Below are 18,430 nucleotides of genomic sequence, written 5' to 3' on the forward strand. Positions count from 1 at the left end.
CCTGCACCGGAACCGCGGCCAGCGCGCAACAGAGGCCAAAGAGAAGACAGACACCGTGTCTTGTTTTCACCCCTTCACCCATTCCCCGCCTCCTCGTGGATTGGCGGACAAGATGGCGTGCGCGAATCCGTCTGCCATTGACCGGGTGGGAGGGAGGACGTCCATCCTCCAACCGGGGGTCATGCCATGACACCGCCGGGCCGCGCATCACGGGTGATTCGACAGCCGGGACTTCGCCAATTCAGGGTGGCGCTCAAGGCCGGATGGCGACCTTGATGACGCCCTCGCGCCGCTCGCCGAAGAGAGCATAGGCATTCCGGATATCGTCGAGCTTGTAGTGATGCGTGAGCAGCGGTGTGAGATCCACCCGCTTGCCGCGCACCATCTCCATCAGCCGCCGAGCGCCTCGTGGCCGCCGCCGTGTCCGCACTGCGAGAGCAGTCCGCAGAGGCAGGCGCGGCACTGGCCGCATGGAGTGATGGCGCCCACCAGGACCCGCTGCCCGGCCTGATAGCCCTCCACGCCGGGGCCCAGCTCCTCGATGACTCCCACGAGCTCATGGCCGATGACCAGCCCCGGCTTCACCGGGTACTCGCCACGCACGATGTGCAGGTCCGTGCCACAGATGGTGGTGAGCGTCATCCGCACCACCGCCTCACCGGGGCCCGCCTTGGGGTGCTCGACCTCTTCGATGCCAAATTGATTCACACCACGAAAGACGTTGGCCCGCATGGCTCGCTCCCTCCTTGAGGCGCGGGGCACACGGTGACACCGCACCTCGTCGTCCCCATCCGTCCCGGAGGAGGGAGCGCGCCCTTCCGTACAGAGCCGGCTCGTGCACCGTCGGGCGGCACACGTCCCCCTGCCTCCGCGGACGATGGACCCCTGGATGCTCCGCTGGTGCCGCGCTCGGGTGGGCCTCGGGTCCCCCCGGAGGGATGACCCATTCGTGCATCTCACGCGTGATGTGTGGGATGTTCCTCGGCCGGACTCGCGGTAGGGAGCGTGAAGAAGAAGGTACTCCCTACTCCAGGGTTGCTCTCGACCCAGATGTGCCCACCATGGGCGTCAACGAGCCCCTTCACGATGGCGAGGCCCAGGCCAGCCCCTTGCTTCCTTCCCGCGGGGGCCTGCCAGAAGGGTTCGAAGAGGTGGGGCAGATCCTCCTCGGCAATCCCAGACCCCGTGTCGCGCACCGAGAACCGCACCATGCTCCCCGTCGGCTCGGCCCGAAGCGTGATCTGCCCACCCATGGGCGTGAACTTGAGCGCGTTGCCGAGCAGGTTCGAGAGGATCTGGAGCACCCGGTCACGGTCGGCGAAGACACTTGGAGCGTCCTCCGGGACAGTGACCGTGAGCTGGATGCACTTCTCCTCTACGAGCGTGCGATGCAGCTCGGCGGCCTCCTTGACGAGTGGAGCGGTCTGCTCCGGTTCGCGGTCCACCGAGAGACGGCCGGCCTCCATCCGGGCGACGTCCAGCAAGTCCTGGATGAGTCGGGTTGCCCGGTCGACCGCCTTCCGTATGGATTCCAGCGGCTTCGTGTCGGTGGCTCTCTTCTCTGGCGGACACTTCAGGAGCTTCCCGGCGTTCAGTGCGATGACATTCAGGGGGGTGCGAAGGTCGTGAGCGACGATCCGGAGGACCTCGTCGCGCGTGCGTGTCGCCTGTTCGGACTTCTCGTGGAGGCGGGCATTGTCGATGGCGAGCGCGGCGCGGCGGGCCAGCTCTTCGGCCAGGGCGAGGTCTCGGGCACCGTAGCGGCGCCCGGATTCAGACGCCGTGAGGATGACCGCGCCCAGGATGCGTCCGCGAGCGACGAGGGGCACGACGATGCCCGAGCGGGGCTCGAGGCGGTGGAGCAGTTCCTGGTGACGCGCGTCCTCCGCCGTCGCCTCGAGCACCGCTTCGGGGATCTGCGGGAGGAGCGCCGGCTGTCCTGTCCGGAGGACATCGGCGACAATGTGTCCCTGGCGCAATGGCTCATGGGGATAGGCGGTGAGCATCTCGCGCAGGACCCGTGACTTCTCTGGAGAGGCCGCCCTGCTTTCCACCCACTGCACCCGCCCGTCCTCACCGAGGAGGTCGATCACACACCAGTCCGCCAGCGATGGAACGGTCAACCCCGCGACGGTGGCGAGGGTGGTCTGGGGCTCGAGCGAAGCCGCGAGCCGTGGGCCCGCCTCGGCCAGGAAGCGCCATGCCCGCTCGAGCTGCTTGCGCTCGGAGATGTCCTGGATCTGCGCGATGTAGTAGAGCGGCCTCCCCTGGGAGTCGCGCACCAGCGAGCCCGTCCGCAGGATGGTCACGAGGTGGCCATCCTTGTGGATGTAGCGCTTCTCCAATTGGTAGGAGCTGAGTTCTCCTTGGCGCATGCGCCGCGCGTTCGCCAGGTCCAGCTCCAGATCTTCGGGCCAGGTGATGTCCTGGAACGTCTTGGTGAGGAGCTCCTTCTGCGAGTAGCCGACGATCTCGCACAGTGAGCCATTCACGTTCAGGAACAGCCCGTCCAGGCCGACCAGGGCCATGCCGATCGGAGCATCCTCGAAGGCAGTCCGGAAGCGCTCCTCACTGTTGCGGAGCCCTTCCTCCGCGCGCTTGCGCACGGTGATGTCGCGCAATATGACGGTGAGGAGCCTCGTCCCGTCCAACTCCAACCTCGAAATGGTGGCTTCCGCGGGGAACTCCTCGCCACTCTTGCGCCGCCCGAGGATGGGCAGCCGCTCACCCATCTGACGGGCGGTCCTCCCGGTGGCCGCGAACTCCCGGATGTACTGCTTGTGGCGGGCCTGGAACTGCTCGGGGAGGAGCAGGTCCAGGGGCCGCCCCAGGGCTTCGCTCGTGGAGTAGCCGAAGATACGTTCCGCCCCCGTGTTGAAGAGGGTGATTTTCTGCTCCTCGTCGATCGAGATGATGGCATCGGCCGCATTGGAGACGATGCCGGCGAAGCGGGCCTCCGATAACCGGAGCGACTGCTCCATGTTCCGGTGCTGCACTTCCAGCCGGGAGAGGGCGTTCGCATTCCGCACGACCACGAGCAGGAAGGACGCCATCGTGATGAGCACGAAGACAGAGACTCCGAAGGTGGTCCCGTAGAGCCCCAGCCGCTCACCCAGGAGCCGGACTCCGCCCACCAGCAGGGGGGTGAGGATGGCGGCTGGGAGAAGCCGGCGGGCCATGATGCCCCCCAGGTCGTCTCGGAGGAGCACTCCTGTCAGTCCATGCTCGCGATGAACGGACAGGATGCCGAGCGACAACAGCAGGAAGAGGAGCGCCGTGTGAACCGCCATGGGGGTGTAGGGCGGCACGGTGGAAATGAGCCGCTCGGATTCGAACAGACTCTCCTCCAGGTAGAGGTACCCGATGAGGCTCTGAGCGGAGAGGAGCGTGACGGCCAGGCTCAGGAGCCGGGTGGGAAGCCACCCCCGGCGGGTCCTGACATGTAGCACCAGGAGAGCCAGCCCCATGAGACAGAAGCTCAGCGCGCTCATGGACGAAGGCCGTCCCGGGAGAGCAGGGGCCAGGTGCTTGACGGTCTCGCTGAAGAACAGGTGGTCGATTCCGAGGTCGACTCCGAAGATGTACTCGGAGAGGGTCAGTCCTCCCAACAGCATGACCACGAGCGCCAGGGCCTGACCTGTCCTGCGCCGTCGCCGGTTCGCCTCTTCTTCGTGGAGCAGCCAGAGCGCGGTGCCACTCAGGACGAAGCCGATCGCGGTGTTCGGCATCATGATTCCCGCCTCCGGCAGGGGGACGATCCGGACGAGGAACCTGCTGCCCAGAGCCCAGCCGAGCAGATCGAGAGATGCCACCAGAACAGCGAGGACGCTCGCGGCTGGCACCAACCGCGCGAGCGCCTGGTCGAGCTGATGGAGAGAATCGCGATGATGCGACGTCGTCATGAGACTGGAGTAGTGCCTGTCGCCTGGAGTGGGCAGCAACTGCCGTACTCAACGTGGCTGGGCGCCCGACCCGAACACCTCATGGAAGGTGATCGCTTGCCCCCCGAGTCTCCAGGAGAGCGAGGCCTGCACGGGTTGCGATGGGTGCCCACTTCGGGGCGCACGGATGGCACCAGATGACACCGCCTTTTCCCGGCAGCACCGTTCAGATGGAGGCTGCTGGCGCGCCAGGAAGAGAGGACTCATGGACCCGCGGGACTGGCAGGTGCGGTACGCGGACAAGGTGTCGACGGCGGAGGAGGCCATCCGCTTGATTCCCCCGGGGCGGCGCATCCTCATCGGCTCGGGAGCGGCCGAGCCCATGACCCTGGTCCAGGCCATGGTGGAGAAGGGCGAGCACCTGTTCGACAACGAGGTGGTGCACCTGCTGACGCTGGGCCCGGCGCCCTACGTGGAGCCCGAGCATCGCTACCGCTTCCGGCACATCGCCTTCTTCATTGGCGCCAACACGCGCCAGGCGGTGCAGGAGGGCCGGGCGGACTTCATGCCCGTGTTCCTCTCGGAGATTCCCGAGCTCATCCGCAGCCATCGCGTCCGGGTGGACGTGGCCCTGCTCCAGGTGAGCCCGCCGGATGGGCACGGGTACGTGAGCCTGGGGGTGTCGGTGGACGTGGTGCGCTCGGCGGTGGAGGCGGCCCCGCTGCTCATCGCCGAGGTCAACCCGCGCATGCCCCGCACGCATGGGGACTCGTTCGTCCACGTGAGCCGCCTGCACCGCCTGGTACCGGTGGATCAGCCACTCCTGGAGCGCCCCCTCGAGCCCCAGGACGAGGTGTCCCGGGAGATTGGCGGCCACATCGCGCGCCTGATTCCCGATGGGGCCACGCTGCAACTGGGAATCGGCGGCATTCCGGACGCGGTCCTGGCGCAGCTCACGCACCACGCGGACCTCGGGCTGCACACGGAGATGCTGTCCGACGGGGTGATGCACCTGGTGGATGCGGGCGTCATCACCGGGCGCGCGAAGACGCTGCTGCCGGGCAAGCTGGTGACGTCCTTCATCATGGGTACCCAGCGGCTGTACGAGTGGGCGCACGACAACCCGGCCATCGAGATGCGGCCGAGTGACTTCACCAACGAGCCGGGAGTGATTGCCCAGAACGAGCGGATGGTGGCCATCAACGGGGCCCTGGCGGTGGACCTCACCGGGCAGGTGGCGGCGGACACGCTGGGCGGGTGTTTCTTCTCGGGCATTGGCGGGCAGGTGGACTTCATCCGGGGCGCGGCGCGCAGCCGGGGAGGCCGGCCCATCATCGCGCTGCCCTCGACGGCGAAGGGCGGCACGATGAGCCGCATCCAGGTGGCGCTGGAGGGGGGCACTGGCGTGGTGACGAGCCGGGGGGACGTGCATTACGTGGTGACGGAGTACGGGGTGGCGGACTTGTGGGGCAAGGACATCCGCGAGCGCGCCAAGGCGCTCATCCACATCGCCCACCCGGACTTCCGCGCGGAGTTGATGGCGGCGGCCAAGGCGCGGCACTGGGTGCTGCCGGATCAGGTGGTTCCGCGAGCCCGCTACCCGTGGACGGAGGAGCGGGTGGAGCGCATCCTCTCCGGGCAGGAGCTGCTCATCCGCCCCGCGCGCATCACCGACGAGCGGGCGATGCAGGAGCTGTTGTACGGGCTGAGCGACGACAGCACGTACCGGCGCTTCATGGGCTTCAAGAAGTGGCACCCGCACGAGGAGGTGCAGCAGCTCGTCAACCCGGACTTCGAGCAGAACATGGCCCTGGTGGCGTGGGTGCCGGGGACGGACGAGCTGGTGGGCGTGGTGCGCTACGACGTGGTGCCCTCGACGGGGCTGGGAGACGTGGCCTTCGTGGTGCGCGACGACTGGCAGGGCAAGGGGGTGGGCACGGCGCTGATGAAGCGCATCCGCGAGGCCGCCCAGGCCCGGGGCCTTCCGGGCTTCCAGGCCGACGTGCTGGTGGTGAACAAGCCCATGCTCGACGTCTTCCACGAGAGCGGGCTCACCGTGCAGGCCCGCCTGGAGGACGGCTGCTACCACCTGGAGCTGCTCTTTCCCGGGGGCGAGGCCTCTCGCCATGCGGCCCGACCCACGGGCGCCGTCCACACCTGAGCCGACCGGTTCTTCCTCCGCCCACTCCGGCGGGTCCCCCTCGCATCGCGCGCCCATGGCCCGTGGCTTCCGCCCGGACAACCCGGCCACTCACCGTCCATTTGTCTCACGGAGTGAATTGGAGACGGACTCCAAGTGACAAAACCGGGGTCTTATTCAAGTATTCCTGGAATTCAAGGTGACGGAAGGGTGGCAATCTGCTGTTCCCGGGCTGGGGTTGGGCTAGGAGGAGCGCCCATGAGTGCATCACCTCCCTCCTTGTCCTCCGTGCCCTCCGTGCCCTCCGTTCCGGGTGCTCCGGACTCAAACAAACGCCTCGCCGCGCTGGCGATGGCGGCGTTGGGCATCGTCTACGGAGACATCGGGACGAGCCCGCTCTACGCGCTGCGCGAGTGCTTCACGGGTGAGCACGGCGTGGCGCCGACGCATGACAACGTGCTCGGGGTGCTGTCGCTCATCTTCTGGGCGCTCATCATGGTGGTGTCGGTGAAGTACCTGGTGTTCGTGATGAGGGCGGACAACCGGGGCGAGGGCGGCATCCTGGCGCTCATGGCGCTGGCGATGCAGCGCAAGCGGGGCGAGGAGGTGAAGGTGCGGCCGGTGGTCATCACCTTCGGCCTGTTCGGCGCCGCGCTCCTCTATGGAGATGGGCTCATCACACCGGCCATCTCCGTGCTCAGCGCGGTGGAGGGCCTGAGCGTGGCCACGCCCATGTTCGAGGCCTACATCCGTCCCCTGACGATCCTCATCCTGATGGGCCTGTTCCTCATCCAGCGGCATGGCACGGCCGGCATCGGCGCCATCTTCGGGCCCTTCATGCTCCTGTGGTTCCTCACGCTGGCGGTGCTGGGCGTGAAGGAGATGGTGACGTATCCGGCCGTGTTGGGGGCGCTGTCGCCCCTGCATGGGGTGAACTTCTTCCTGGCCAACAAGGGGCACGGCTTCCTGGCGCTCGGCGGGGTGTTCCTGGTGGTGACGGGTGGCGAGGCGCTCTACGCGGACATGGGCCACTTCGGCGCGAAGCCCATCAAGTTGGCCTGGTTCGGGGTGGTGCTCCCGTCGCTGATGCTCAACTACATGGGGCAGGGCGCGCTGCTCCTGCGCGATCCCAACGCCGCGCGCAACCCCTTCTTCCTCCTGGCGCCGGACTGGGCGCTCTACCCGCTGGTGGCCCTGTCCACGGGCGCGGCGGTGATCGCCGCGCAGGCGCTCATCTCCGGGGCGTTCTCCATCACCCAGCAGGCCATCCAGCTCGGTTACAGCCCGCGCCTGGAGGTGGTGCACACGTCCGCGGAGGAGCGGGGGCAGATCTACCTGCCGGGCATCAACCTGGCGCTGCTCGTGGGCGTCATCCTGACGGTGCTCGGCTTCAAGTCCTCCACGAACCTGGCGGCGGCCTACGGCATCGCGGTGTCGACGGCCATGAGCATCACCACGGTGCTCGCGTACGTGGTGGCGCGCGAGCGCTGGAACGTGTCGCGCGCGGTGGCGCTGCCGGTGGCGGGCCTCTTCGCCATCATGGACCTGTCCTTCTTCAGCGCCAACGCGGTGAAGATCGCCGCGGGCGGCTGGTTCCCGTTGCTGCTCGCCCTGGCGGTGTTCACGCTGATGACGACGTGGAAGCGGGGGCGCGACATCCTGGCCCAGCGGCTGCGCTCGAGCAGCATCCCGCTCACCCAGCTCCTGGAGAGCTTCGGCGACCACCCGCCCGTGCGCGTGTCGGGCACGGCCATCTTCATGACGGGCAACCCCGAGGGCACGCCGCCCGCGCTCCTGCACAACCTCAAGCACAACAAGGTACTGCACGAACAGGTGATGCTCCTGACCATCGCCTCCGAGGAGGTGCCGCACGTGCCCCCGGAGGACCGCGTGGAGGTCATCCGCCTGGAGGCGGGGTTCGTGCGGGTGATTTCGCGTCACGGCTTCATGGAGAACCCGAGCATCCCGGAGATCCTCAAGCGGGCGCGCGAGAAGGGGTTGCAGTTCAACCTGATGGGCACGTCCTTCTTCCTCGGGCGCGAGACGCTCATTCCGAGCAAGAAGCCCGGCATGGCCATGTGGCGCGAGGCGTTGTTCGCGTGGATGAGCCGCAACGCGCGCAGCGCGACGTCCTACTTCCGCATTCCCCCCAACCGCGTGGTGGAGCTGGGCGCGCAGGTGGAGCTGTAGCCACCAGCGGACGCCGGTACCTCCGTTCCGTCAACGGCTGAACAGCTCGGGAGGGCTTCAGCCGTCCACGCGCTCGTCGGTCGGGCCCGGGTGGCCTTACTGATGTGCCCCATGCCCCCCCCGCCCTCTCCTCGCCGCTCATCCGGTGCGTGTGTCCGTCTCGGTCTGTCGTTGTGCCTGCTGTCCTGGCTGTCGTTGGGGACGGCGTGTGTGAGTTACAGCTGGGAGGACGAGCCGCTCGTGCCGCCCCGGAGTGGCCCCACCCCGCCGGGTGGTCTGCCGTCCACCGGCAACCCCTCCACGCCCCAGCCCGCTCCCCCCACGCCCGGCAAGACGCCCGCGCTGGGGGGCTTCGTCGTGGTCACCGGCGATGACGCCGATGACCTGTGGCACTGCGAGGGCTCGCTGTGTGGTGGGCTCTTCCCCTCGCTCTTCCGCGAGGCGCTCTCCCGCTCGCGCACGGGAGGCCAGGGCATCCTCGCCATCGGTGTGAACGGCGAGCAGGCCCTGACGGCCTTCGAGAGCTGGAATGATCCGGCCCAGGGCGGCCCGGGTGCTCTCGTCACCCACGTGCGCTCCACCGAGGACATCTCGCGGGTGGACTTCTCCCGCTACGCCTTCGTCTACCTGCCGTCGGCGCAGCAGCACACGCTCGGGGGACTCACCGCCAGGCAGATCGGCGCCCTCAACGAGCGCCAGCCGGACCTGTCGCGCTTCGTCAACGAGCGGGGTGGCTCGCTCATCGCGCTCACCCAGGCGGGGGTCACCGGGGGTTGGGGCTTCCTTCCCCTGCCGCTCACCACCCGGGACACCGAGTTCGACTTCGCCCAGCCGACCCAGGAGCTGACCGCTTTCGCGCCCTCGCTGACGAGCGCGGAGCTCAGCCACAAGTCCTTCCACAACGTCTTCACCGGGCCGAGCGGCTACTCGGGCCTGCGCGTGCTCGCCGTCAACGACGAGGTCTACCACCCGGACAAGGGTCTGCCGGTGATGCTCGGGGGCTCGGCCATCGTCCTCACCGCCGAGGACTGCGCGGATGGGCGCGACAACGACGGGGATGGCGCGGTGGACGGCGAGGACCCGGACTGCCAGGTGTGCGGCAATGGTCGGGTGGATCCCGGCGAGGCGTGTGATGACGGCAACACGGTGGGCGGCGATGGGTGCGGCGCCTCGTGCCAGAACGAGAACCACGCGCCCGAGGTCACCTGCCGCGATGCCACGGTGTGCACGGATCCGGGGCTGTGTGTCGCCACGAGCCCCACGGGCCTGGCCACCGCGACGGATGCGGACGGCGACGAGATTTCGTGGGACACGCACCCGCTGGGCCCCTATGCGCCGGGTGTGCATGGCCTGTGCGTCACCGCGTCGGATGGGCGGAAGATCGACTCGTGCTGGTCCAACGTGACGGTGCGCGACTGCGAGGCGCCTCGGTTCACGTGCCCGGCGGACTTCACGGTGGAGTGCTCGGCGGAAGGCAGTGCGCCCGTGTCGCCGCCCGAGGTGGGCGCCACGGACAACTGCGGCGTGGCCCGGGTGACGCGGCCCGAGGGGGGCACGCTGCCGCTGGGCACGCATGAGCTCGTCTACACGGCGACGGACTCGGCCGGCAACACCGCCACGTGCGCGCCCAAGGTCACGGTGGTGGACTCGCGGCCGCCCTCGGTGGCGTGCCCCGCGCCCATCACCACCGAGTGCACCGGCCGCAACTCCGCCTGGGTGACGCCCGGCGCGGCCCACGCCACGGACTCCTGCACCGAGGCCGCGCTGTCCGGCCCCGAGGCGGACTTCTACCCGCTGGGCGTCAACACCGTGCGCTACACGGCGCGGGACGGCTCGGGCAACGAGGCGTCGTGCACCTCCACCATCCAGGTGGTGGATCAGACGCCGCCCACGGTGGACGTGACGCCGCCCGAGCCCCTGTGGCCGGTGGATCAGAAGTACCGCACGCTGCGCCTGGAGGACTGCATCACGGTGTACGACCGGTGCAGCGGTGGGCTCACGCAGACGGGGGCCACGGGCGGCATCACCTGCGTGTCCTCGGACGAGCCGAAGGGGAGCGAGCCGGACGTCGTCTTCGTGGACGCCACGACGGTGAAGGTGCGCGTGGACCGCGAGGCCGAGGGAGATGGCCGTGTGTACTCACTGCACTTCGAGGTGCGGGACGCGGCGGGCAATGTCACCCGGGGGCTGTGCCCGGTGGGCGTGCCGCTGGAGCGCGGCGGGGCGCCCGTGCACGACAGCGGCGAGCAGTGGCGCACGTGCCGGAGCGAGGGCGGTGCGCCCGCATGGAAGCCCCTGGTCTCCAAGGCCCGCTGAGGGGGCCTCCCTGACCCAAAGGGGGGCGGGCCTACTCGTCCAGCAGCAGGGGCGAGAAGCCCGCCGCGTCGCACGAGGCCAGCACGTAGCGGATGCCGGCGCGCTCCCCGGTGAAGCCCGCGGGGATGCCTCCGGCGTGCAGGTGCCCGTAGACGCACACCTTGGGCTTGTACGCCTCGATGGGCCCGAGGAACGCGGTGGGCTTCTCGTTGGCGTAGATGGGAGGGAAGTGCACCGCCACCACGCGCGTGAGGGGCGTGGGGCTCTCCTTCTCCTTCTTCTCCGCCTCCGCGATGGACGTCATCAGCCGGCGCGTCTCGCGCTCCACGTAGCCCGCGTCCCCGGACTCATCGCCCATCTCCCCGCCGGGCATGGGCGGGGCCTCGGGCGCGGTCCACAGCCGCGTGCCGGCGATCACCCACCGGCCGATGATGACCGAGCTGTTGTGGAGGAAGCCCTCCACCGTCTTGTAGGGCTCGAGCAGCTTGCGCAGCTTCGACGCCGAGTCGCCCCACCAATAGTCGTGGTTGCCACGCACCAGCACCTTGCGCCCCGGCCGCTCGTCCAGCCACTTGAGGTCGTCCAACACCTCGTGGGGGCGCGTGGCCCACGAGATGTCGCCCACCACGAGCACCACGTCCTCGGGTCGGACCTTCTCGTCCCAGGCGCGTTGCAGGGGCAGGGGGTGATCCGTCCACCCGAAGCGGTGCATGTCCTTGTTGCGGGTGGAGGGCAGGTGGGTGTCGCCGATGGCGAAGAGACGCATGGTGTCCTCTCCTAGCCCAAAGCCGCCACCCGCGTCGTCCTCGACGTCCCCCATCTGTCTCTCCTCGGGACGAATGGGGTGCGGGTTGGCGGACGTTTCGCCGCATGGCGTTGCGCGGCGCGTGCGCCCGCCACCATGAATGACAGTCTCAGACGGGACAGACTCCGCGTCGGAGTGAGACGTTGGACGCGGTGCGAAACGCGGCTTTTTTCCTCGAAACTCAGGTTCTGAGAAAAAACCGACTTCCCATGGGGAAAGGGAAAGAGCATTTTAGCCGCCCACCCCCATCCTTGTTTGAAGGAGATTGCCCATGCGTCCTTTCCGTCCCCCGATGGTGGCCGCTGTCGCCGCGTTGTGCCTTTCCGCCTGTGGTCCGCAAGACGCCGTGGAGGGCGCCGCTGGCTCCGCCGTGGAAGACTCGCGCACCCCGGAGCAGCGCGAGGCCCAGCGCACGCCTCATGAGCTCAACGAGGCCTTTACCCGGGCGGCCAATGACTTCCAGGTCCCGGCGGATCTGCTCAAGGCCATTGCCTACACGGAGACGCGCTTCGAGATGATCTCCGGCCAGCAGGAGTTCGAGGGAATGCCGGCGGCGCACGGTCTGATGGCGCTGCGGGGCGAGAAGCTGGCGGAAGGCGCGAGGCTGGCGGGCGTGACGGAGGAGGCGGCGCGCACGAGGCCGGAGGAGAACATCCGGGCGGCGGCGGCGCTGCTGTCGAGCTACGCGGCGGAAGCGGGACTGGACCGGAGCGACGTGGGGGCGTGGGCTCCGGTGGTGGTGAAGCTGAGCGGAATCACGAATCCGGAGGCGCAGGCGGAGTACGTGCACCGGGACGTGTACGGGGTGATGCGCAAGGGCGTGGTGGCGCAGACGCCGGAGGGCCGGGTGGCGGTGTCGCTGATGCCGAGCGAGGTGGCGGCCCGGTTCGCCTCGCCGAGCGTGCGCGCGATGCTGGCGGGTAAGGACTACGCCTCGGCCGTCTGGCGTCCCTCGCCCAACTACGGCTCGCGTCCCACGGGCGCCCAGGGTGACGTGCAGATGATCGTCATCCACACGTGTGAGGGCACCTACTCGAGCTGCTGGAGCTGGCTGACGAACTCGGCCTCCGGGGTGAGCGCGCACTACGTGGTGAAGGAGGACGGCGGAGAGATCTCCCAGCTCGTGAGCGAGGCGGACCGGGGTTGGCACGTGGGTGCGTCCTATGATCCGAGCCTCAACGGGGGCACGCTGGGGTCGCTGAAAGACGTGTCGGTGAACCACTTCTCGGTGGGCATCGAGCACGGCGGCTCGGCCAGCCAGAGCTCCTTCCCGACGGGGCAGATCGACGCGTCGGCGAAGCTCTCGTGCGACATCTCCAAGCGCCAGGCGATCCCCATCGACAGCTACCACATCGTGGCCCACGGCAAGCTCCAGCCGGCCACCCGCACGGACCCGGGTCCCAACTGGCCGTGGAGCACGTACCTCAGCAAGGTGAAGAGCGCCTGCGGTAGCACCGACACCTCGTCCATCATCGTCGACAGCAACAACGCCAACAACGACACCGTCAACAAGGGCTACATCGAGGTGTCGGGCAACTGGGTGTCCACGTCCACGACGGGGGGCTACTACGGCTCGGGCTACTTCTACGCGGAGACGGCGGCCGTATCGGACCCGGCGACCTTCTACTTCTACCTGCCCGCGGCGGGCTCCCGGACGATCTCCGCCTGGTGGACGGCGGGCAGCAACCGCTCGGCCGCGGCGCCCTTCATCATCTACGCGGGCAGCACGAAGCTGGCCACGGTGAACAAGGACCAGCAGACAGGGGGCGGGACCTGGAACACGCTGGGCACCTGGAGCTTCCCGGCCGGGTGGAACAAGGTGCAGCTCAGCCGCTGGGCCGCCGATGGCTACGTGGTCATCGCGGACGCCATCCGCGTGCAATAGGCGTGGCACGTGATGACGCGTGAGCGGGCGATGAGGAGGGGACGGGGTGGAGCGCGGCGGCTGGCCATGCTCGCCCTGGCCCTGGCCGGGTGTGGGGCGGGGAGGTGTGGCGGGGATGCGTCCGCGCCCATGTCCCTGGAGGAGCGGCGGGCCCTGCCGGGCGTCATCGCCTTCGTGTCCGAGCGGGCGCCCCAGCGCGATGTCTGGCTGGTGCGGCCCTCGGGCGGGGAGTCCCAGCTCACGCGTGCTCCCGAGGACGAGTACCCCGTCGCGCCGTCTCCGGATGGCGCGGCGATGTTGGTGGTGTCCGCGGCGGAAGTGGGGGGGCTGCACCTGGAGCAGCTCTGGCTCGTGCCGTTGGGGGGAGGCCCGCGCGTGAAGGTGACCGAGCCGCGCGGGCGGGCGCGCAACCCGAGCTGGGCGCCAGATGGAAGCTGGCTGGTGGTCGAGTCGGATGCACGGGGCTTCAGCGACGTGGTGCGGCAGGCGCCGCGCGCGGACGCGGAGGTGCTGGAACTGGCCACCGCGCGCGAGGGCAACTTCGAGCCGAGCGTGTCTCCGGATGGCACCCGGGTGGTGTTCGTGTCCAGCCGCGACGGGGACCCGGAGCTGTACGTGATGAAGGCGGATGGGACGGACGTGCGCCGGCTCACCCACTTCCACCGGGAGGACATGGTTCCGCGCTGGAGTCCGGATGGGCAGTGGATTTCCTTCTTGAGCGACCGGGAGGGGCGCACGCGGCTGTATGTGATGAAGCCGGACGGGACGCAGCTGCGCCCGGTGTCGGGCAGCGCCACGGTGGGCGAGGAGCGCGAGCCCGCGTGGAGCCCGGATGGACGCAAGCTGGCGTTCGTCGCGGCCTCGAAGGACACGAAGGCACGCATCTGGGTGGTGGACGTGGCGGGCGGCGAGCCGGTGGCGCTGACGCGAGGCCAGGCCGTGGATGATCAGCCGGCGTGGAGCCCGGAGGGCAAGCACCTGGTGTTCGCCTCGGACCGCACGGGAGACGTGGAGCTGTTCCTGATGCGGGCGGACGGCAGCGGGCAGACCCGATTGACGACGTCCCAAGGCGCGGACTGGTTGCCGCGCTGGTTCATTCCCCGGAAGCCGCCGTCGCCGGACGCGGGCAGCCCCTGACGCGGGCGCTCGGGTGGCTCAGCGCGCGTCGTTGCCCGGCGAGAGCGTGAGCACGAGAGCCGTGCCGGGCGTGACCGCCACGTTGCGGTGCCCGTGATCCTCGCTCCCCTTCACCGAGAGCAGGAAGCTCTCCGGCGCGGTGGCCGAGTGCACGTAGACGAAGAGTCCCGTGGTGCTCGTGCCGTCCTGGGGAGCGCCCTGGAAGTCCGGCGAGGGGTAGTAGATGCGCGAGGCGAGCTCCTCGCGGTCGGGCACCACGACGGCCCCCGCGAGCGGCTCGCCGGAGGCATCCACGATGCGGCCGAGGACGAAGCCCGCGTCGCGCAGGGTGCCCGCGCGCTGATCGCTGTGGCCGCGGATGGCCGCCTCGCCGATGGAGCGCGTCAGGGTCTGCTCGAAGGCCTCGGGCAGGGCCCAGGCGCGCGTGTCGGAGATGTCGGTGCTCGGCCGCGTGCGCGCGAGCGCGGTGTCGAAGATGACGGTGGAGCTGCGCACGAGTCCCGGGTGTTCCAGGCGCGCCGCGAGGCTCAGGTGGATGCCGCGCACGAGCACGTCGGACACGGAGAAGGCATGGTCCTCGCCGAGGAGTCCCTCGCCCAGGACGGCGTTCTCGTCATTCACCCCCATGCCCCAGGGCTCCTCGAGGGTGACGGTGAGCCCGTCGAGCGCGGGCAGCCGCTGCCCCTGGGCGTCGAGCAGATGTGCGGCCTCGGGAAGCAGCTCGGCGCGGCCGGACACGGTGATGGTCAGGTGATCGAGATCCACCTGGGTACTGCGATTGCCGTTGGGATCCGGAGCGCCACCGGACGAACAGGCGGTGGGGAGCAGACCCACCAGCGCGCAGAAAAGGAGGACATTCGAACGCTTCATGACTGGATGCCAAGTTCTCCACGCTCCGGCCTGTTGGCAATCCACCCCCCGGGTACTGGGCGTTGGGCGGAGAACGAACATCGGGACACGAAGAAGGGCCGCCCCCCGTCCTCCAGAGAGGAAGGGAGCGGCCCCTGGAACAGCCTGGCGAGGTCGTTACCCCCGCTTAGCGGCGACCCCAGCCACCGTTGCCCCGGCCACCGCCGTTGTCGCCGCTGCTGCTCCGGCCACCACCGTTGTCACTGTTGCCGCCGCGGCCCCAGCCGCCACTGCTGCCGCCACTGCTGCTCCGGCCACCACCGTTGTCGCTGTTGCCACCGCGGCCCCAGCCACCGCTGTTGCCACCCCCATTGTCCCCGCCGCGCGAGGGGGGCGGCGAACTGTCCCCGCCGCCACGGCCCCAACCACCGCCGCGGGAAGGCGAATCGTCCCGATCCCTCGAGGGGCGGCCCGGGCTGGTGTTGTCGCGGGGCGCGGGCGGATCCGTGTTCGGATTGCCCGGATTGCTCGGAGGAGGATTGGGCTGGCCCCAGCCACCCCCCGGAGGCTGGGAGCCGGTGCTCGTCCCCGGAGGCGGCCTGCCCTGGCCTCCTCCCGAGGCGGGCGGAGGCGGCGGGTTACCCCAACCGCCATTCGAGTCCTCACCCCTGGGAGGCCGCGAGCCATGACCGGCTCCCGGCGGCGGCCGGTTGCCCGACGAGCCCCAGTCGTCGTCACGCGGACGCGGCGAGGAGGGCGACGGGTAGCCACCGCCCCGGGGCGGGCGCGCGGGCGAGGCGTCGTGGTCGTTGCCCCTGTCCCATCCCCCGGAGGAGTGGCGCGGCGGGGGCGGGCGGTAGTTGTTGTAGACGTACACCGAGCGGCCCCGGTCCCAGTTGTACGTGCTGCCCGAGTAGGTGCGCGGGAAGTAGTCGTGGTGGTGCCGGCCGTGCAGGTAGCAGGTGTCCCCGTTCGGACCCGGGTGGTAGTCGAAGTACCAGACCAGGCGCGGGCCCCGGTAGACGTACACCTGATTCGAGTAGGTGTAGGCGTTGACGTCCGAGGGCGCGTAGTCGTGGACGTGGTCGTAGTCCTCGGTGCACCAGCCTCCGTACACGTCCGGGTGGGCGCCCGCGTAATGGTACTCGTACACGCGATAGGTCGCGGGCCGATGGTAGTGGGCGACACAGCCGGAGCCCATCACCAGGGCGGCCGACACGCTGAGGAAGAGGAGGCGACGCATTGAGGTTCTCCAGGCCCGGGGCGGTGGGCCTCGCGCGGTGCTGCACGACGACACGCCTGGACGGCCCGGAGAGATGAAAATTCAACCCTCAATGGACCACGCGCTCGGACGAGCCGGCGCGGGGCGTGTACAGCTTGCTCAGACAGCCGAGGATGTACTCGCGGTACTCGCTCACCTCGCGCAGGCCGCACACCATCCACCTGCCGGCGATGACGAGCGTGGGCACTCCGCGCACGCCCCGGCTCGCGGCGAGCTGGTGCTCGTCGAGGATGAGCTTGCGCGTGTCGGCCGAGTGGTACGCCACCGAGAAGGGGCTCATGTCCAGGCCCACGCGGGTGGCCAGCTCGAAGATGACATCCGTGCGCGTCACGTTGACGCCCTGCTCCAGCGCCGTCTTCTGCATGGCCCGCGCGAGGTGCGCGCGCGCCGTGGGACCCTGCAGGTTCGCCGCCTCCAGCGCCGCGAGCGCCGGGATGCTCGAGCGCGGCGGATCTCCTCCCCGCCACAGCTCCGTCGACAACAGCCGCGCCACCGGCTCCGGCTCCTTCTGCGCCAGACTGATCTCCTGCGTCAGTCCCCGCAGCTCCTTCTCCGTGGGCCGCTTGTCGTGGACGCGCAGGGGATAGGGGCGCACGCGCCAGCGGACGATGTCTCCGAACTCATGCTTGAGGGTCTCCAGCCGCAGGTCGGCCAGGTAGCACCAGGAGCACAACACGTCCTGGTAGATGGTGATCTGCAGTGGTTTGGAGGAGGGCTTCATGTGCGAGCGCGCACAGATTACGAAGGCCCCGCTCTCGTTGTCACTCCCCCCAGAACCCATCGCCGCCCAGGCCATTCCCAGGAGGGCCAGGCATGGGGCTCGTCCGCCCGCCTGCCCTGGAAGTCCGGGCCGGCTTCCCTCCTCGCCTTGACTTACAACGTCGGGCGGGTGGCGATCGCGCGCGCCTCGACCAGGGCGAGCGCGTGGTCGATCATCTCCCCGGCGATGTCCTGCCCCGTCGCCCGCTCCAGGCCCTCGAAGCCCGGACTGGAGTTGAGCTCCATGAGCCGCGGCCCGTGATGGCCCTCCAGCATGTCCACCCCCGCGATCCCCAGCCCGAGCAGGCGAGCGGCCCGCACCGCCACCTCGACATAGGTGGCGGACAGCTCCACCGGACTGCCCTCGCCGCCCCGGTGGATGTTGGAGCGGAACTCGCCCTGCTTGGCCCGCCTGCGCATGGCGCCCACCACCTTGTCGCCCACCACCAGGGCGCGCACGTCCCGGCCCTTGCTCTCCGCGACGAACTCCTGGAGCACCACCTCCTGTCCCAGGTCCCAGAAGGTGCTGCCGATGGTCTGCACCTCCTGCAGCGTGTGGGCGATCATCACCCCCACGCCCTGGGTGCCGCGCAAGAGCTTGATGATGACGGGCAGCCCGCCCACCTCCTCCACCAGCTTGCGCATGTTGCTGCGGTCATGCGCCATCACCGTGCGCGGCGCGTCCAGGCCCGCGCGGCACAGCAACTGGAGCGCCCGGAGCTTGTCGCGGCTCTGGGAGATGGCCAGGGCGCCGTTGAGCACCGGCACCCCCATCATCTCGAAGTGCGCCACCACGGCCAGGCCATAGCCGGTGATGGAGGCGCCAATGCGCGGAATCACCACGTCCACGCCCTTGATGTCCACCCCCCGGTAGAGCATCCGCGGTTGGCTGGGGGCGAGCACCATGGTGCAGCGCAGCGTGTCGAGTACCAGGGGCCGATGCCCGCGCTGCCGGATGGCCTCCACCAGCCGGCGGGTGGAGTAGAGCGAGCGTTTGCGCGAGAGGATGACCACGGTCCGCTTCGACCGGGGCAGGCGGGGTGGGGGGGCCGCGCCGGAGGAGGGCCGGGGCTCCACGGTGCGCGGGGGCGCCTTGGCGCGCGCCTGGACGGACGCCTTCTTGGACGAGACCTTCTTGGCGGGCATGGGGGCGCGGGACCCTACCACGGACGTGCGCGGGCCGCGC

Annotated in this window: 12 protein-coding genes and 1 pseudogene; 5 read left to right on the forward strand and 8 right to left on the reverse strand. The window is 69.4% G+C overall.

Annotated features, from left to right (window positions below; all coding sequences use genetic code 11):
* Window positions 1–253 precede the first annotated feature (253 nt).
* The 3 genes and pseudogenes from CYFUS_RS50280 to CYFUS_RS03105 all read right to left on the reverse strand — a co-directional run bounded on the left by CYFUS_RS50280 (window position 254) and on the right by CYFUS_RS03105 (window position 3,902).
* Window positions 254–391: a hypothetical protein gene (locus CYFUS_RS50280; RefSeq protein WP_157758209.1), complete on the reverse strand. Its 138-nt coding sequence runs from the start codon at window positions 389–391 to the stop codon at window positions 254–256.
* Window positions 392–393: 2 nt separating this feature from the next.
* Window positions 394–732: pseudogene (locus CYFUS_RS03100) on the reverse strand (alcohol dehydrogenase catalytic domain-containing protein); the annotation flags it as partial.
* A gap of 224 nt (window positions 733–956) precedes the next feature.
* The gene (locus tag CYFUS_RS03105) at window positions 957–3,902 is read right to left on the reverse strand and encodes a PAS domain S-box protein (protein ID WP_232537330.1); all 2,946 of its coding nucleotides are present in this window, start codon (window positions 3,900–3,902) and stop codon (window positions 957–959) included.
* Between the two features lie 244 nt (window positions 3,903–4,146).
* On the opposite strand from CYFUS_RS03105, the gene CYFUS_RS03110 reads away from it, so the two are divergent.
* From CYFUS_RS03110 to CYFUS_RS03120, 3 genes are all read left to right on the forward strand, one after another.
* Complete coding sequence (locus CYFUS_RS03110; RefSeq protein ID WP_095983867.1) at window positions 4,147–6,042, forward strand: bifunctional acetyl-CoA hydrolase/transferase family protein/GNAT family N-acetyltransferase; 1,896 nt, start codon at window positions 4,147–4,149, stop codon at window positions 6,040–6,042.
* Between the two features lie 237 nt (window positions 6,043–6,279).
* On the forward strand, window positions 6,280–8,211 hold the full coding sequence (locus CYFUS_RS03115; protein ID WP_095983868.1) for a potassium transporter Kup: 1,932 nt from the start codon (window positions 6,280–6,282) through the stop codon (window positions 8,209–8,211).
* Window positions 8,212–8,421: 210 nt separating this feature from the next.
* A complete protein-coding gene (locus CYFUS_RS03120) occupies window positions 8,422–10,527 on the forward strand; it encodes an HYR domain-containing protein (RefSeq protein ID WP_232537331.1) in 2,106 nt (701 codons plus the stop codon).
* Between the two features lie 31 nt (window positions 10,528–10,558).
* Here the strand turns inward: CYFUS_RS03120 and CYFUS_RS03125 are convergent, their stop codons facing one another.
* Window positions 10,559–11,293 carry a metallophosphoesterase gene (locus tag CYFUS_RS03125; RefSeq protein ID WP_095991768.1) on the reverse strand — a complete coding sequence of 245 codons (735 nt, stop codon included), beginning with the start codon at window positions 11,291–11,293 and terminating at the stop codon, window positions 10,559–10,561.
* 310 nt (window positions 11,294–11,603) lie between these two features.
* Here CYFUS_RS03125 and CYFUS_RS03130 point away from each other — a divergent pair, with 310 nt between their 5' ends.
* Both CYFUS_RS03130 and CYFUS_RS03135 read left to right on the forward strand, forming a co-directional pair.
* Entirely contained in the window at window positions 11,604–13,217 is a 1,614-nt protein-coding gene (locus CYFUS_RS03130) for an N-acetylmuramoyl-L-alanine amidase (protein WP_095983870.1), read from the forward strand.
* Between the two features lie 12 nt (window positions 13,218–13,229).
* Window positions 13,230–14,354, forward strand: coding sequence for a TolB family protein (locus CYFUS_RS03135; RefSeq protein WP_198316790.1), 1,125 nt, complete (start codon window positions 13,230–13,232; stop codon window positions 14,352–14,354).
* Between the two features lie 18 nt (window positions 14,355–14,372).
* Here the strand turns inward: CYFUS_RS03135 and CYFUS_RS03140 are convergent, their stop codons facing one another.
* The 4 genes from CYFUS_RS03140 to CYFUS_RS03155 form a co-directional block, all read right to left on the reverse strand.
* Complete coding sequence (locus tag CYFUS_RS03140) at window positions 14,373–15,224, reverse strand: carboxypeptidase regulatory-like domain-containing protein (RefSeq protein WP_232537332.1); 852 nt, start codon at window positions 15,222–15,224, stop codon at window positions 14,373–14,375.
* A gap of 166 nt (window positions 15,225–15,390) precedes the next feature.
* Window positions 15,391–16,446, reverse strand: coding sequence for a hypothetical protein (locus CYFUS_RS53775; RefSeq protein WP_095983872.1), 1,056 nt, complete (start codon window positions 16,444–16,446; stop codon window positions 15,391–15,393).
* Window positions 16,447–16,534: 88 nt separating this feature from the next.
* The gene (locus CYFUS_RS03150; protein WP_095983873.1) at window positions 16,535–17,206 is read right to left on the reverse strand and encodes a DsbA family oxidoreductase; all 672 of its coding nucleotides are present in this window, start codon (window positions 17,204–17,206) and stop codon (window positions 16,535–16,537) included.
* 152 nt (window positions 17,207–17,358) lie between these two features.
* Complete coding sequence (locus CYFUS_RS03155) at window positions 17,359–18,390, reverse strand: ATP-grasp domain-containing protein (RefSeq protein WP_095983874.1); 1,032 nt, start codon at window positions 18,388–18,390, stop codon at window positions 17,359–17,361.
* Between the last annotated feature and the right edge of the window lie 40 nt (window positions 18,391–18,430).

Origin of the sequence: Cystobacter fuscus (assembly GCF_002305875.1) — a bacterium.
Classification (GTDB): Bacteria; Myxococcota; Myxococcia; order Myxococcales; family Myxococcaceae; genus Cystobacter; species Cystobacter fuscus_A.